The 16,583-nt window shown below is 56.3% G+C and carries 14 protein-coding genes; 1 reads left to right on the top strand and 13 read right to left on the bottom strand.

Annotation, left to right across the window (positions count from 1 at the left end; all coding sequences use genetic code 11):
* Positions 1–2: 2 nt before the first annotated feature.
* The 12 genes from vasI to tssB are packed head-to-tail and all read right to left on the bottom strand — an operon-like array spanning position 3 to position 14,288.
* Positions 3–656 carry a type VI secretion system-associated protein VasI gene (vasI, locus tag ACFFLD_RS03835; RefSeq protein ID WP_386036486.1) on the bottom strand — a complete coding sequence of 218 codons (654 nt, stop codon included), beginning with the start codon at positions 654–656 and terminating at the stop codon, positions 3–5.
* On the bottom strand, positions 653–2,257 hold the full coding sequence (locus tag ACFFLD_RS03830) for a sigma-54 interaction domain-containing protein (protein WP_386036489.1): 1,605 nt from the start codon (positions 2,255–2,257) through the stop codon (positions 653–655). Before ACFFLD_RS03830 ends, vasI begins: the two co-directional genes overlap by 4 nt.
* Before the next feature lie 3 nt (positions 2,258–2,260).
* On the bottom strand, positions 2,261–4,909 hold the full coding sequence (gene tssH, locus ACFFLD_RS03825) for a type VI secretion system ATPase TssH (protein WP_386036492.1): 2,649 nt from the start codon (positions 4,907–4,909) through the stop codon (positions 2,261–2,263).
* Positions 4,910–4,917: 8 nt separating this feature from the next.
* Positions 4,918–5,760, bottom strand: coding sequence for a type IVB secretion system protein IcmH/DotU (icmH, locus tag ACFFLD_RS03820; RefSeq protein ID WP_386036495.1), 843 nt, complete (start codon positions 5,758–5,760; stop codon positions 4,918–4,920).
* 3 nt (positions 5,761–5,763) lie between these two features.
* A complete protein-coding gene (gene tssK / locus ACFFLD_RS03815) occupies positions 5,764–7,098 on the bottom strand; it encodes a type VI secretion system baseplate subunit TssK (RefSeq protein WP_386036498.1) in 1,335 nt (444 codons plus the stop codon).
* Entirely contained in the window at positions 7,098–7,649 is a 552-nt protein-coding gene (tssJ, locus tag ACFFLD_RS03810) for a type VI secretion system lipoprotein TssJ (protein WP_386036501.1), read from the bottom strand. The genes tssK and tssJ overlap by 1 nt, the downstream gene beginning before the upstream one ends.
* Entirely contained in the window at positions 7,646–9,028 is a 1,383-nt protein-coding gene (gene tagH, locus ACFFLD_RS03805) for a type VI secretion system-associated FHA domain protein TagH (RefSeq protein ID WP_386036504.1), read from the bottom strand. Before tagH ends, tssJ begins: the two co-directional genes overlap by 4 nt.
* Positions 9,029–9,031: 3 nt before the next feature.
* Positions 9,032–10,054: a type VI secretion system baseplate subunit TssG gene (gene tssG / locus ACFFLD_RS03800; RefSeq protein ID WP_386036507.1), complete on the bottom strand. Its 1,023-nt coding sequence runs from the start codon at positions 10,052–10,054 to the stop codon at positions 9,032–9,034.
* Entirely contained in the window at positions 10,018–11,781 is a 1,764-nt protein-coding gene (gene tssF / locus ACFFLD_RS03795) for a type VI secretion system baseplate subunit TssF (RefSeq protein WP_386036510.1), read from the bottom strand. Before tssF ends, tssG begins: the two co-directional genes overlap by 37 nt.
* Positions 11,782–11,799: 18 nt before the next feature.
* Complete coding sequence (gene tssE / locus ACFFLD_RS03790) at positions 11,800–12,231, bottom strand: type VI secretion system baseplate subunit TssE (RefSeq protein WP_386036513.1); 432 nt, start codon at positions 12,229–12,231, stop codon at positions 11,800–11,802.
* Positions 12,232–12,246: 15 nt separating this feature from the next.
* Positions 12,247–13,725, bottom strand: coding sequence for a type VI secretion system contractile sheath large subunit (tssC, locus tag ACFFLD_RS03785; protein WP_386036516.1), 1,479 nt, complete (start codon positions 13,723–13,725; stop codon positions 12,247–12,249).
* Between the two features lie 56 nt (positions 13,726–13,781).
* Positions 13,782–14,288, bottom strand: coding sequence for a type VI secretion system contractile sheath small subunit (gene tssB / locus ACFFLD_RS03780; protein WP_386036519.1), 507 nt, complete (start codon positions 14,286–14,288; stop codon positions 13,782–13,784).
* A 647-nt stretch (positions 14,289–14,935) separates the two neighbouring features.
* On the opposite strand from tssB, the gene ACFFLD_RS03775 reads away from it, so the two are divergent.
* Positions 14,936–15,454, top strand: a complete 519-nt coding sequence (locus tag ACFFLD_RS03775) for an Hcp family type VI secretion system effector (protein ID WP_386036522.1) — start codon at positions 14,936–14,938, stop codon at positions 15,452–15,454.
* A gap of 75 nt (positions 15,455–15,529) precedes the next feature.
* On the opposite strand, the gene ACFFLD_RS03770 is transcribed toward ACFFLD_RS03775, so the two are convergent.
* Positions 15,530–16,552 carry a tryptophan--tRNA ligase gene (locus ACFFLD_RS03770; RefSeq protein WP_386036525.1) on the bottom strand — a complete coding sequence of 341 codons (1,023 nt, stop codon included), beginning with the start codon at positions 16,550–16,552 and terminating at the stop codon, positions 15,530–15,532.
* Positions 16,553–16,583 lie beyond the last annotated feature (31 nt).

Raw genomic sequence — 16,583 nt, 5'->3', positions numbered from 1 at the left:
CCTTACCAGCGGCACGCTTCGCGTAACGGAGCGATATCCTGACGTAGTCCCGCCACGTTAAAACGCAACCCATCCAGTTCAGCCACATCGCTTTGTAGCGTCACCACCTCGGCATCCAGCAACTGACGCAGCGTATCGATGGCGGGCAACCCGCGGCCGCCGCTGATGATCCGACCGCCGTCACGTACGCGCCACTGCTGTTGTATCGTGCGTCCATTGCCCGTGAGCTCCAGATCCACACGGGCACCGTTGATGGGAGTGGGCATGTGCAACTGGAAACGCGTGATCAGCCTCTCGCAGGCCATCACCATGATGGGTCTGGGTGGCGTGGTACCGAGTGCCGGCACGCTGATCAGCACGTTATCCCCCGCTTCATGCACCATCGGACCAACGTTTTCATTGGGCCGGGCGGCTTCCTGACGCTCGATAGCTCGCCACAGCGCAGGCAGCTCGTCGTCAGCCACGCTGATATTGGCCTCCAGGAAAAGCGCGTCGTAACAGTTGAGGCGCTCCAGGCGGGAGGTGTCTTCCGCGCATGTCTGCGCACTTTTCAGCAACGCGTTTTGCTCGTCTGCCTGAGAGGTCGTGCAGGCCAACAGGCAGAACATCAGCACGCCACCGATCGTGCACTGGCGTTTTAGCAGCATCGCGTTCATTTAATATCCAATTCCAATAGCTGACATTTGTGGGCAAGCGTCCGTTTGGGCAGTCCGAGGCTTTGTGCCGCCTGGGCACGATTACCCCCAAAGCGTTGCAACCGCTGACGGATAATGGTGGATTCGATATCGCGCATCGTCTGACGCAGGTCATCAATGTCGCTCGGCAAAGAGAGCGCCCCCTCTTCTGAGGGGGCCTCCGCCTCTTCCCGACCGCTACCCGATACTTGGCTATCCTGCTCGCCGGGTAACAGGTAGGTGTCAATGTCGGCGCCCTGGGGCGTCATTGCGCAGGCGTAATCCACCACGTTTTTAAGCTCACGCACGTTGCCTGGGTAATCCCGGCGGTACAGTAAGCGCAGCGCTGCTGGCGTAATGCCCATCTCGTCGCGTTCTTCGCGCGAACAGAAATCGGTAATGAAGGACTGCGCCAACGTGGCAATATCGTCCCGGCGCTCACTCAAGGCCGGCAGAGTGATAGGGAACTGACCTAACCGATAGTAAAGATCCGCCCGAAACCGCTGCTCCTTGATTTGCTCCCGCAGCGGTTGATGAGTCGCGGCCACGACTCGCAAGTCAGCGCAGCGCTCGTCATTTGCTCCCAATGGCCGATAACGACCACTTTCGAGTACGCGTAATAGTTTGGCTTGCAGCGACAACGGCATATCGCCGATCTCATCGAGAAACAGCGTGCCGCCATCGGCCTGGCTGATAAGCCCTTCGCGGGCATGGTCAGCCCCCGAGAAAGCGCCCTTGCCGTGCCCGAACAGTTCAGATTCCAGCAGCGCTTCAGGAATTGCGGCGCAGTTGATCGCCATGAAAGGGCCGCTCGCCCGCGCCGAAAGCTGATGAATAGCACGGGCCACACGATCTTTACCTGTTCCCGTTTCGCCTTGTAGCAACACCGCCAAGTTGGTTTCGGCCGCCCGAACGATATGCCTGCGCAGTGCCTGCATGGCGGCGGAATGCCCTAGTAAATCTTCGGCCAACTGATCGGCCAGCGCCTGACGCCGCGTGCCATCATTGAGCTTGGCCAGAGAGTCCTGGAGTATCTGCGAGCGATGCCGCTCGCCCTGCTCTCGGGCAAGGCGCATCCATAGCCGGCACAGCAGTGCTTCAAAAGCCGCCATACCCGGGTCTTCAGCCAATGCCTTCAGCCTTGCCGGAGTATCTGCCAGCAGCATGACCCCCAACCATTCACGCCCGCCCTCGACCCCACGCAGCGGCCTGATGTGAAGATGCAGCGCGGCACCTAGTGTTGCCACCTGCGATTGAAAACCGGGGTGGTCCAGACGAATACGCGCATCAGCAACACTCAGCGTTAGCGGCTTGCCGCTACGGATGACGTGGGCATACGGATGGTGGAAGTCGCCGCAGTCAAACTGGTCCTCATCGCCATCGCGACCCAGCCAGCGCCCACTGCCATCGATATAGAGGCACTCCGCCAGCGCAAGCCCTAGATGGCGCTGCAAAAGCGTGGCCGAGCGTTGGCGCAAGGCAGCCGCTGAAAGGCTCTCCACCAGGGTTAACGCCAGCGGCATGGCCGATAGCTCAACCGATAGCGCCGAATCAGCGGCGGTGTGGGCGACGGGCTGTGTCATCGGCTAGGCAACCTCTGCAGTGAAGGTGCCACTTTGTGGGTCGACCCCCAGCACTACACTGGAAACTGTCTCGCGGCGCGCCATGCGTTCAAGCAGCGCTCTTGAAAGCGGGGGCAGCAGTTCACCATCAATCACCGACTCCAGCATTCGTGCGCCATTTTCGCTTCGCGTGGCCCGCACACATATTGCCTCGGCCAGGGCGTCTGCCAGCACCACGTCAGCCTTGCGATGGCGCTCACGGATACGCGTGGCCAAAGTCGTAAGCTTGGCTTTGACGATATCGCGCAGCGTATCGCTATCCAGCGGCAGGTAAGGCACTACTTCCATGCGCGCCAGCAGGGCTGGCTTGAAAAAGCCAGCGAGCACCGGGTAGAGCGCCTCATCCAGGGCTGAGGCATTCTCCCTATGGGTAACAATCGCCTCGTAACCAAGGTTGGAGGTAAGAAAAAACAGCACGTTCTTACAGTCAATCAACCGCCCTTCACCATCGGCCAGCTCGCCTTTATCAAACGCCTGGTAGAAGAGGTTCAGTACATCGGGGTGGGCCTTTTCGACTTCATCAAGCAAGACGACCGAATAAGGACGCTGACGTATCGCTTCGGTCAATAATCCACCCTCCCCAAACCCGACATAGCCGGGGGGAGAGCCAATCAGCCGCGAAACGGTGTGCTTTTCCTGGTACTCGGACATATTGATTGTGGTCAGGAACTGACGGCCGCCGTACAGCTGGTCGGCAATCTGTACCACGGTTTCGGTCTTGCCCACCCCACTGGGGCCAACGAGCAGGAAAGCGCCTAACGGCCGGCCCGGGCGGCGCAAATCGGCACGTGCCGTCAGCAGGTGACGGTGAATGCGTTCGATGGCGATGTCCTGGCCCTGGATCTGCTCGCCAAGGTGGCTGGGGAGTTCGGTCAGCCGGGTCAGCTCATCACTGGTCATACGCTCGACCGGCACCCCCGTCCAGTCGCCAATCACCTGAGCGATCTGGGCTTCTTCGACGCTAGGGTTTACCAGCGCATGAGCCTGCTGCAGGCGCGTCAACTGTTGTTCGCGCTCGGCAAGCTCAGCGTGTAGCTGCTCGGGCAAACGCACCTCAGCCGAGTGATCGTCGTCCTCTTCATTTTCGTCAGCGCCGTTGGTATCCAACAGTTGGCGGTGCAGCGCGACAATGGCGTCAACACATTCGCGCTGCTCCTGCCAGGCGGCTTCAAGCGTGGCGAGTTCAGCGTCTAGCGTAATTAGGCGTTCACTGAGAGCCTCGGCCGTCGAGGTATCGGGTTCACGACCCAACAATTGTTCACGAGCCAGTTGGTCGCGCTCGCGCAGGGCGGCGACATGCGCACTTTGCAGGTGGCTTAACTTGCGTGGCGGCGTATCCAGCGCTTGCGCCAGCCGCGTACACGCCGTGTCCAGCACATCGATGGCTTTATCAGGCAGTTGCCGCCCGGCAAGATAACGGGCAGAAAGCGATGCCGCGGCGCGCAGGCCACTATCGCCAATCAGCACTCCATGGGCGCGCTCATACACATCCCGCAACCCGCGCAGGATCACCAGCGCCTGTTCAACACTGGGTTCGGAAAGCGCCACCGGCTGAAAACGCCGTGACAGCGCCGGGTCCTTCTCGAAGTACTTCTTGTACTCGCGCCAGGTGGTCGCCGCGATGGTGCGCAGCTCGCCCCGCGCCAGGGCCGGTTTGAGTAAATTGGCAGCATCACCACCGCCCTCCTGATTACCGGCACCAATCAGCGTATGCGCTTCATCAATAAACAGCAGCGTAGGCCGTGGGGCATTCTTGACTTCATCAATCACGGCCTTGAGACGTTTTTCAAACTCGCCTTTTACCGCCGCGCCGGCCTGCAAGGCGCCCAGATCCAACGTCAACAGTTCAACACCTGCCAGTGCGGTGGGCACCTGGCCTGCCACAATACGCGCGGCCAGCCCTTCCACCACCGCGCTTTTGCCGACGCCTGCGTCGCCAATCACGATAGGGTTGTTTTTACGCCGGCGCCCCAGGATATCGAGCATCTGGTCGATTTCGGGATCGCGCCCGAGCACCGGATCCAGCTCGCCATTGCGCGCCTGCTCAGTGAGCGAGGTCGCAAAGCGGGCAAGCGCGCTGTCATCGCCCGAGCCGGGTGCGCCTGCACGCGGCGTGCGGGCATCCGAGTCCTGGGGCGCTTCTGCCGAATTGGCAGTCAGGCGGTTAAGGTTGCGACGCAGATTTTCCCGGTTGATGTCAGCAAGCAAACGCACTGTACCAGCGCCAAGGTAGCGCTCGGGGTTGTGCAGCAACGCAGTCAATATCGCGCCACTACGCAGCGTCTGGTGCTGATACTCGGTTGATGCTAGCAGCCACGCATCCTGCAGTAACTCGACCAGCAGCGGTGAAAAGCTGGGCGTCGCCACTTCCAGGTCACGTGGTGGGCGCGTTTCTTCCGCCAGTTGAGCACGCAAGACCGCTGTATCGAGTTCCAGGCTTTCACAGAGGCAGCGCACATCGCACAGCGGTTGATCAAGCATCGCCTGCAATAAATGCCCAGCGGTCACTTCAGGCGCCTGCTGCTGCGCGCAAAGCACTGCCGCTTGCTCCAGTCCTTGGCGAGCAATGGTGTTGAGGCGGTCAATAAGCGCCGGTAGCTCTACCCTGAGCATGGTATCTCCTAGCGATAAAGTTGATTGAGAAGGGTGGCAATCTGTTCGGCCTGCTGATCTAGCGACCAGGAGAAACCTAGGTAGGTCGCGACCATGGCAATGGCAAAAAGCGCAAAGATGCCCCAGGTCGGGAAACTGGCAGTACGCTGCGTGCGGCCCTGCACCACGTTTTTAAGCGGCTGAGTCAGTGTGTCTTCAGCGGGCTGCTCCAGCGCCGAGAGCTGATCGCCCAAGGTACGAACAATCTGCTCATACTCATCACGTCCATGGGACATGACGCGGTAACGGCCTTCAAAACCAAGGCACAGGCATAGGTAGATAAAAGCCAGCATGTCACGATAGCGCTGAGGCTCTTGCTGCAGACGCGCCAGAATGGAGAACACTTTTTCCCCGCCCCATGTTTCGTTGTGAAACCGGGTCAACAGCGAGTGTTCGGCCCACTTGCTTTGCCGCCCCCAGGGCATGCCCATTACCGCTTCATCAATAAAGGAGCAGAGTACATAGCGGTAAGCAAGCAGTGTGGCGCGATCGTAGCCCTGTTCGGTCAGCTCGATCTCGATAGCGGCAATTTCATCGACCACCTGGCGATAGAGTCGCTCTACATCACCCGCACTATCGAGCTGGCGAACCCTGACCACCATGCCTAACAGGCTGCTGGCGGCGTCCACCAGCGGATTGAGGTTATGCCCACGTAACCGGAACCAGTAGTCTTCGTCAGCATCCAACTGCTCGGCGTGACTATGGATGAGATGCTCAAGCCCACGCTCGTTAATGAGGTCCTCGTGGCGCATCTTATGCGCCGCCGCGCGCCCCCGCGTCGAGCCTTGTCCATCTGTGACAAGATGTTGCATGGTTTAACTCCTGATCGCCCAGAACTGCATTTCCAAACCCGGAAATTCCCCGGCCACGTGAAACGCAAAGCCGCTGGCGCCATTAAGCATTCCCCACGCTTCGCTTTGGCGGTCCAACTGGAAGTAGGTATAACCGGCGTGATAAGGCAGCTCCCGGGGTGCCACCGGCAGTGGCTCAAGCGGTACACCGGGAAGCTGCAGGCTGATGAGATCGCGGATACGTTCGACGCTGGCGACCTTGGTCTGCTGCAAAAACAGCTTGCGCAGTCGCTCGTTGGGCATGTCAGCACGCACGGCCAGAATGAACTCGGCGGATTCGATCAAACTGAGATCTGAAAGCGGTGCGACCAATAAGCCAAAGCGGCGCGACTGCAGTTGGATCGCTACCGCACGCGGCTCAAGCACGGTGGAAAGCGCTTGGCGCAGCATTTTCATCAACGGCTTGAAGGCCCGCTCAGGATGGTCGTGATCATAAGCCGGGCACTCGGGCGGCAGCCGTGATTCATCGGTAAAGGTCACCAGCTCACAGGCAATTTCATGCATGGTGTCGTAGAGGCGTTCAGGGTGCAGTTGCCCCAGGCGCGCCAGATGTTGAAAGCGTGGCTGGGCGCGGTTGAGCAGTTGCAGCAGCATGAAGTCAGACACATCCGCAACGCCTGCCTGATGAGGCGTAGAAAGCCGTTGTGCGATATTACGCGCACGCTCGCGCATCAAACCGGCCATTTCGCCAACAAACCGCTGTAGCCCGGGCGCGGCCTGAACGTTCATCAGGGTGGGCAGGAACTGCTCATCCAATACCAGACTGCCGTCCGGCCTACGCTCGACAATGCGCGCCACCGCCAGGCAGGCATAGCCGCTTCGGTCATCGCGCTCAAGCAGCAGACGCGGTGAAACCCGCGCGACCTCAAGCTCAGCGGTGGCACCATCCTGCGAGTGGAGGTCACGAACACTGCGCGATGAGAGGCGATAACGGGCAGGCAGATCGTCTTCAGGCCAGCGCACCTCACCAACACCGTCGGTGGCCAGCGGCAGGCCCAGATAGACGACTTGGTTGGTGATGCTTGCATCAGCAATTTCAAGCGGCGTCGGTTCGATATCATCTGCGGGCAGGTCAAAGGCCACGCCATCGGGTGTTACGCCGCTGGCCCGGCTAATCGCTATTCGTCCGAAGCTGAGAAATTCGTTGTTCAACTCAAGAGACAAAAATCCGTAAAGGTAATGGCTAACCCCTTTGAGGCGTGTGTCCAATAGCCCTTCAAGGCTGCGCTGCTGCTGTTGAAAGTGCTGGGGCTTGATAAACAGCCCTTCACTCCATACCACTCGATTTCGGCTAGCCATTACTCCTCCTTCCTTAGCTCTACTTCACTGTCACGGAGGTGAACCAACAGGTGGTAATGCTCTCCACGGCTGGTGACTTTCACGACTTTCTTCCATTCCGCTTCATTGGGCGTGGCATAAAAGGCAATCAACCCGATGTAGCGCGTCTCTTCATCGATCTCGAATGGCTCGTAGAACTTCCACTGCCCCGGCAACAGGGTAAAGTCGTCATGGGTCAGGTAGTTGGTGCCCAGCGCGGCTTCAAGGTCTGCATGCAGTTGGCTAAGATCGGCCGCCATCAACATGGAATCATCTTTCAGTTGCAGCACCTGAAAGCGCAGCGGCGTGCCTTCTCCCTCCACGTTGGGATTCACATTGGGCTCGGCCACCATGCTGAGATCCACCGTTGTCGGGCGGTCTTCGGGGTAGCCAACCGGAACGGAAGGGTCTCGCATGACCTGCCATGTCTTGCCTGCGGCCTCACGGGTCGATGCGCAGCCGGCCAGTAGAAGAAGCAGACAGAACAGTCCGGCAAGACGGACTGCCGTCAGGTGCAGGCCTGCCGTGCTCATGCCTCCTCCCGTTGCTGGCGGCGTACTGACTGGTCATAGCCTTGCTCGAATACTTCCCAGAACAGCTTTTGAAAGCCCTGTTGGCGGCCTGAATTCAGCTCACGGTAGTAGTGCTGATACATTTCCCACGCCCAGCCGCCTTCGTCTTCGATGCGATTTCCAGCGCCACGATAGGCGTGAAAACGCTTGAGTAGCGCCTCGGGCGAGAAGGCATCCAGAATAGCGCCAAGAGCCTGACCGATGGCCTCTTCAACCGCCGCCTGGTGCTGACCCTGGTGGCGCAGACTCTCGGCGACCGCTTCTGGGGCTGAAAGATGAACGGGGCTACGCTGAGCCGAGAACATGGTTTCCGCCGTCTCTTCAAACGAAAGACCCAGGCGTAGAGGATTGTCCTCGATCGGCTGGAGGCGTCGGTCGCGAAGCGGGTACTTGCTATCATTCTGGCTCTGCTGTAGCTGGCGCAGTCCATCGATGGTGGCGCGCAGCGTTTGGCCCGCGTCTTCAAGGAACGCCTGCTGCTCTTCGCTATCCCGAAAAGGCAGATCAAGCCCTAAGCCTCTCAGTAACGGGTCGGCACCCACATGACCAAGCGCCTGTGTGGTTGGCTGCTGCCAGCGATCTTCCAGTTGCTCGCCAACAGAGCGCTCCAAGTCGTTTAGCTGCCGTTCATCCATGTCACTGCTCCTCTGGTTTGTCGTGCCGTTCAAGGGTTTGATATCGGGAAGGCGCACCGCTTCATCGCGCTGCTCTTGCTGCCGCCATTCACGAAAGTGGCTGCGGTACGCGTCGGAGCCCACTTCCAGGGGCTCCAGGCTAGATGGTGGGGCTGCGTCTTTATCCAGTGCGACCATGGGGTCATGCTGCAGCGAGCCGGGTACAACGCCCCCTAGCGCTTCGATCGGGTCTTCCTGCTGGGTCTGATGACGCCGCCCTTGCTCACTTCCCATGGGCCAGGCGGTGTGCTCATACGCCGTGACGTCTTCGTGATCTTCATCAATAAGTGTGGTGAGCGAATGCACCCCGGGCTGCCAGGCCTGGCGATCACCTGTATGCACCTTCAATCGATACACCCCAATCGTCAGCTCATCACCATCGCGCAGGGCCACTTTTCGGTTACGCCCAACCGGCAGCGTGGCGCGATTGATAAAGGTGTGGCCACTGCAGTCAATCAGGCAGAACTTGCCATCGATCTTGGTAATTTCGGCATGCTGGGGGCGCACTCTCCCGGCGTGGTCCTGCAGCAGCCAGTCGTCGTAATCACTGCTGCCAAGCGTTCCTCCCTCACCCAGGAACACATAGCTACTGGACGAACGACCTTCCAGCTGTTCGCTGTTCACAACCACTAGCGTTACGGCATCAAACGGATCGACTTGCTGCATGCGTTAACTCATCATCTGAATGCGTACACGGCGACGCGTCGAGCTATCGTCGCCATCAGGATCTACAAAGGTTGTCCAGCCCAGCTGGCATGACCCGGAGTCGCCAAGGCGCATGGGCTTTACCTCGCTTTCGAGCAGTTCAAGCTCCAGGTCGTAGGCAAGCGGTTCGCGGAGTACAAAGCTGACCAGCGTCTTTAGCGGCTGATGCTCTTCTCCGTCGGGCAGAAAGTCCCGGAAACGCGCCAGGCTCAATCCACGCAGGCACAGCGCAAACTTGCCGTTCACATCGGCCACGCGCTCGCCTGCGACCATGTCCACACCCAACGTCATGCCCGACACTCCTGTGCGGCTTCGCTGATTCAAGGGAATATCTACCCAGCGATGAATCCATTCCTCGATTTCCACCTGGGCCAAGTCAAAGCAGTGGCTGACGATGCCAATCACCACATCCGGGGAACGCGAGCGGCCTGCCAGCAGCCCGGCGTAAGCCAGCATCTTGCTCCAGTTGATGGGTGTTTCACCGCGCAGGTCGCTGTCCGCAAGCCCCACCAACGCAAATACGGCCGCTGAGAAGCCATCCCGAGCATTGTCCTGATAGCGCACATAGTGGCGATATTTCCGCCAGTTCTGATGCATCAGGGTCAGCAGGCGATGATTGAAGAAATCCAGGAAGTCGCCCGCCGCCCCCTCCTGATGCGCAGACTCATGCGCCAGCGCCTCCAGGTAGTAGCTGGGTAGCGGTGATTGCGCGCCCTGCAGCCCCAGGAAACTGACTTCCATTGCATACTGGCCATGCTCGTCGACATCCAACGCCAGCACGTCGCTACCCGGAAAACCGAGCGAGGCAGAGGTCTTGTAGCGCACCCGCTGAAATAAAGGCACGCTACCGCCATGCCGCTGCTCCTGATCATCCCCGTGATGACGGTGCAGCAGCTCTACCAGTTGGAAAAATTCGTAGCGGCGCGCCTTATGAAGCAGGGGCGCCAGCGCTACATCAGTGGCTGCTGCCCTTCCTGTAAACTCCATACGTAGCGCTCTTGGTTATGACGATTGATGACCTGCAACTCGTGAAACGAATTAATGCTGGCGTACAGCGACAAAAAGCGGGCAAGTACACTGCCAAACAGGTACAGACTGCCTTCATCGCCAAACGCGTCCTGATCAAGCGTCATGACCGAGCGCAAACCGCGTACCGGCAGCCCTTTGCGCAGACGATCAACCGGCTGGGTGTCGATGCTGATAATGCCCGTCAAGCGCTTTTGGGCAATGCGCTCTGCCTGGCGGTCTACCAAGGCGCGAAAGTCATACGCCCTGAGTACCGAGCAAAGTGCGTCGCGATTGAGGAGCGAAAGATAGTTAAGCGACAGATTCGAGATCAGTATCCACAAGAGCCCATCATCAATGGCTGGGCGAAGCACTGGCGTGGGTCGGGTTATGTTGGAAAACGTGGCAAACGAGGGGCTCTTTTCCGTGCCCACGCACACATCGCCAACGGTTAACTGCTCTGGCAGCTCACGATTGGAGCAGGTAAGGGCAAGAGAAATGGTTTCTCGTCGCCCCAGACAGGCCTTTTCGTCCTCACGTATAAACGCAATATCGTGATCGAAACCATCGCTGCGCAGGCTGTTACCAACGCGCACACGAAAATGAAGCGCCTGACGCCCTCGGTCACGCTCGATTTGATGCTGAAAACTTTCAAAAGGCACATACCGACGCGATGCTGTCTGCGAGGTACTCTGCTCTCCTTCCAGACGCCCTACCACGCTATCGACACTAAATATTTCATAATGCGAGGGGGCCTTGCTGCTGGGACGAATGCGGTATTCACTACGCTCGCCGGTCAGGTCAATAGGCTCTGCATCGTGCTCGAAAAGATTAATGGCAGGCGTGCAGTAAAGAGCCAGGTGCTCATTCTGGATGCGCGCATCGGTCGGCAATGGCCGCGCAAAGACAAAGCGGAGCGTGACCCGTTTTGCAGGCTCGGCTGGCAATACCTGGTTTAATCCCTGCACATCAAAAAAATGGAACGCCTCTGGAAAACAGAGATACTCCTGCAGGATGCGATACCCCTGATGGACATTGCTTGGGTAGGGCAGCAACGCCTGTTCGCGCTCAAACCCCACTGGTTTCAGTGCACTGGCGGGTAGCGTCTGCCGCTTGCCATCAACATCCAGTTCAAGGCGAGTCAGGTAATGACTCATCCACAGATAAAGCGTGCGCGCTGTGTAGGTATCCCCCCCCAGATGCAAACGCAGTGACGTTATTCCCATCTCGTTCATGGGCTGATCACTGCGTACATCCATCGAAAACTCGACCAGCGATGTGTCACGCGTGTGCCGCGCTTCTACCCCAGCATGCTCCAGCGGATAAAGCGCGACATCATGGCAGGTACGAAACAGGCAAGACGTGCTCTCGACCGCGTTACTGGCAAGCTGGGTTCCCCGACTCACTTGCTGATGCTGACTCAAGGAGTGCCACAGGGGAGTGAACTGCACAACCGTCATGCTGGGCACGGGCCGCAAATAGTTCGGCCACAGCATGCTGATCAATGAGTGGGTGAGCTCCGGGAACTCATCTTCCACTTTCTCCCGCATACGCCCGGTCAGAAAGGCAAAACCTTCCAACAGTCGTTCAACGTCCGGATCCGTGCTGCGCTCAGACAGGAATCGGCTGAGGTTCGGGTTTGCTTGTGCAAACTCGCGCCCCTGACGTTTTAGAAAATTGAGTTCATCACGATAATAACGGTTGAGCATGCGTGCCCCTCGGGTCAATCAATTGAGACACTGATAACGCTTGTTGTTTAACAGCAGATCGATAGTGGTAAGCGCACTTTCCTTGCCTAACGCTACCGTGGCATGAACCTGAAAACGCAGCTGTAACGGGTCGCCTGAATCAGGCAGCGACTCAACATCAACCCGCTGTACGCGCGGTTCAAATCGCTCAATGCACTGGCGGATGGCCTGCTGAATATTGAGTTCCAAATCAAGCACGCCAATGGTGGCGTCATTGAAGTCGAGCAGGCCCAGGTCAGGCGCACAGGCATTGTTGCCCGGGTGGCTATTAAGCAATTCAACCAGGTGCCGTTTGATCGACTCGACCACCTCCACCAACCGCTCCTCTTCTTTAAGCGGTGCAGATTGGTGGGGGGTAGCAAGGCGCTCAAACAACCGACTGCTTAACAATCCGCTACTGTCAGTTGCCATGACATCGCCAGCCCTTTATTCCTTGTCGAGACGTCCGACCAGTGATAGCTCAAAATTCGCCCCCATGTATTTGAAATGCGGGCGTACCGACAGGGACACCTGGTACCAGCCTGGCTCCCCTTCAACGTCTGACACCTGGATCGAGGCGGCACGCAGAGGACGGCGACTACGCACATCTGCCGGCGGGTTTTCCTGATCGGCCACATACTGACGAATCCAGGCGTTAAGCTCACGCTCAAGGTCCTGACGCTCTTTCCAGGAGCCAATCTGCTCGCGCTGCAGCACTTTGACGTAGTGCGCCAGGCGATTGATGATGAACATGTAGGGAAGCTGGGTACCCAGCTTGAAGTTTGTTTCTGCCGCCTTGCCTTCGGTGGTATTGGGAAACACCTTCGGTTTTTGCACCGAATTGGCTGAGAAGAACGCCGCGTTATCGCTGCCTTTGCGCATGGTCAGCGAGATAAAGCCCTCTTCGGCCATCTCGAACTCACGGCGATCGGTAATCAGAACTTCCGTTGGAATCTTGGCCTGCAGTTGGCCAAATGCCTCATAGGTATGAACCGGCAGGTTTTCAACGGCGCCACCGCTTTGCGGACCAATGATATTGGGACACCAGCGGTATTTAGCGAAGCTGTCCGTCAAGCGCTCAGCCAACAGATAGGAGGTATTACCCCACAGATAGTGTTCGTGATCTTCACTAACCGTTTCACGATAGTTGAAGGTCTTTATGGGATTCTCAACCGGATCGTAGGGTGTACGCAGCAGAAAGCGAGGAGCCGTCAGCCCCAGGTAGCGCGCATCATCGGACTCACGCAGGCTACGCCAGCGGGCATACTTAGGGCCTTCAAAAATGGCCTTGAAGTCCTTGATGTTCGGCAGCTCTTCAAAACTTTCAATGCCGAAGAACGAAGGTGCCACTGATGACATGAAGGGCGCATGCGCCATCGCCCCCACCGCTGCCGAGTACTGCAGAAGCTTCATATCGGGGGTTGAGGGCGAGAAATCATAGTGGCCGATAATTCCCGCCACCGGCTCACCACCAAACTGGCCATAGCCTGCGTTATAAACGTGATGATAAAGACCGCTTTGACTGATTTCTGGCGCGAACTCAAAGTCGTCAAGCAACTCTTGCTTGGTCGCGTGCAGGACATCCAGCTTGATATTTTCACGAAAATCGGTGCGATCAACGAGAAGTTTCAGGCCGCGCCACGCAGACTCCAACTGCTGGAAATCACTTTCATGCAGAATTTCATCGACCTGATGGCTAATCTTTCGGTCAAGCTCAACAATCATGTTATCGACAAGCGACTTATTGACCGTCGGGGTTTCATCATCACTGTTTAAAAGCTCTGCAATGAAGGCTGCCACACCCTGCTTGGCAACGTCATATCCTTCATCTGCCGGCGCCATCCGCGTTTGCGCCATCACCTGGTCCAGAAGCGAACCCTCTGCTGCTTCTGTTACTGTCGCTTGCTGCTTAGCCGTTTTACTCATCGCTGTGCCTCGAAATCGTTATGCCGTTTGATAGATGCGCTGCTTGCGATAAATCGTTAATCGCTCTTGCGATCTTTATCTAGCAGCTCAAGCTCATTCAGCAGCTGCTGGCGAGCATCATCGTTCTCAAGAAGCTTCTGTAAACGGTCACGAAACGCGGGAACATTTCCCAGTGGCCCCTTAAGTGCTACCAGCGCCTCACGTAGCTCAATCAGCTTGCGCAGCTCGGGAACCTGTTTGGCGATTGCATCCGGGGAGAAGTCCTCAAGTGACTTGAACGTCAGGTCAACGGCCATATCGCCAGGCTCATCACTGTCGTCCAGGCGATTAGGCACCGCGGCCTGAAGCGTCAACCCAGCTTCACGCATCACCGACTGAAAATTATTTTTATCGACTGAAACGGCCTTGCGCTCTTCAATGGGCGTTTCTTCTTCCCCACCTTTAAAGTCGCCAACCACCAGCAGCTTTAGCGGAAGCTCGGTATCGGCCTGCTGACCATCGGTAGCTGGCACGTACTTGATATTAATGCGCTCTTTAGGCGCAACGGTCCCTTGTTTAGCCATGATGTTTAGCCCTGGTGGAAAGGTGAACCAATGTAAACGTGAATAGTTCTCAGTAATGGCACGTTAACTAATTCTCGAAACATCGCCAAACCCCTCTTTTACTCACCACTAAGTCAAAGTCCCTTTCCTTTCAGCTCACACACCACTTCTTTCTCCAATTTGTATGGTTTTTGGACGAATTTAACTGAACATAGGAGTAAAATTAACATTCAAAAAAATACTAATTAAAATTTGTAAGAAATGTCTTACAAATTCTATCGGCAATCTCTTAAGGTTATTGACAGAAATAACGCACAAACAAAATTAATAAAAATAGATAAGACGAGCGTTGGGCTACTTATTGACGCATTACTTACCATTCAAAAGCTAACAATCAGAACCTTAATGTTACTAAAAGAAACTTAAAGCAAAAAAATCTGTTCAAGTCATTTTTAAAAACGGGCTGAATAGGAATAACTAAGCAAGACATTGCCTAACAAGCAAAAGCTTGCTAAAAACAAGCAACTTATTGCCTAATAAAAATTATCAAATAAATAAATAATACTATATATTATTGAAAATTAATAAATTTTAAAAGATGGCATAGCCTTTGCTCTATTTAAATGGCGACGTAATTAACTATTAACGCTTAAGTTTAGGAGCACATCATGCCAACACCATGCTATATCAGTATCGAAGGGCAAACCCAGGGCAACATCACTTCCGGTGCGTTCACCCCTGATTCCGTAGGCAACATCTACGTTGAAGGCCATGAAGACGAAATGCTGGTGCAAGAATTCAAGCACGTCGTCACCGTACCGACCGACCCCCAGTCAGGCCAACCTTCCGGTCAGCGCGCTCATAAGCCTTTTATCTTTACCGTTGCTCTCAATAAATCCGTGCCCTTGATGTATAACGCTCTGGCATCCGGCGAAATGCTGCCTAATGTAGAGCTGAAATGGTACCGCACCTCCGTTGAAGGCAAGCAAGAGCACTTCTTCACTACCAGCCTGACCGATGCCACTATCGTGGATATCAACCTGCGTATGCCGCACGCTCAGGACATCAACAAGTCAGAGTTTACCCAACTGATGGACGTCTCTCTGGCGTACCGTAAGATTGATTGGGAACACACCGTTGCCGGTACTTCTGGCTCGGACGACTGGCGCGCTCCCATCGAAGGCTAAGCCTTCGTTTGATGCTCGCACAAAAAAACCCCTTCCAACTGGAAGGGGTTTTTAGTGGGAAATGCATCGTTTTATCTAAATGAAACGCCCAAGACCTACTGCGCTACGCAGTCTTTCCATCGTCATAGTTGCCTCTTCACGCGCCCGTTCAGCGCCTTTTTGCAACACCGCCTCTATGTGGGCAGGATCTTCCATCAAGGCATTATAGCGCTCACGAGGTTCGCTCAAGTGGGCATTCAAATATTCAAACACCTGATTCTTGGCCTCACCCCAGCCAATACCATTCTCATACTGATCGCGCATAGCCGCGGTTTCCTCTGCCGTCGCAAAGGCAGAATAAATCTGAAACAGTGTGCAGCTATCGGAGTCTTTGGGCTCACCAGGTTCAAGCGAGTTGGTCTTGATCTTGCGCACCAGTTTCTGAAGCTTTTTCTCAGGGGCAAAAAGCGGAATCGTATTATCATAACTTTTGGACATCTTGCGTCCGTCCAAGCCATTCAGAAGCTGTATCTTGTCGTCTACCACGGCCTCAGGGAGAGCAAAGTGCTGGCCCTTGTAGAGATGATTGAAGCGCCCGGCGATGTCGCGGGCCATCTCGATATGCTGAATCTGGTCACGCCCAACCGGTACCTTATTGGCATTAAACATTAAAATGTCTGCCGCCATCAGCACAGGGTAACCAAACAGCCCCATGGTGATACCCTTGTCTGGGTCCTGGTTTTCTGCCTCTTCGTTCTCAGCCACCGCTGCTTTATAAGCATGAGCACGGTTCATCAAGCCCTTGGCGCAGACACAGGAAAGCATCCAGGTAAGTTCGGGGATTTCAGCTATATCGGACTGGCGATAGAAAATAGCGTTGTCGGTATCCAGCCCAAGCGCCAGCCAGGTAGCGGCTATTTCCAAACGCGATTGCTGAACGCGCTTGGGATCCGGGCACTTGATCAACGCATGGTAATCTGCCAGAAAATAGAACGACTGCACGTTCGGGTCCTGGCTTGCCTCAATGGCGGGCTTAATGGCGCCCACATAGTTGCCTAAATGGGGCGTACCTGTGGTGGTGATACCGGTGAGGACGCGGGTTTTATTAAACGATTGCATATGGGATGCAGATCCTTCAGGGTGCAAAAGA

The organism is Vreelandella sulfidaeris (genome assembly GCF_042429665.1).
Classification (GTDB): Bacteria; Pseudomonadota; Gammaproteobacteria; order Pseudomonadales; family Halomonadaceae; genus Vreelandella.
The sequence above is the reverse complement of the archived record's forward strand: the minus strand, read 5'-3'. Positions and strand labels throughout refer to the sequence as shown.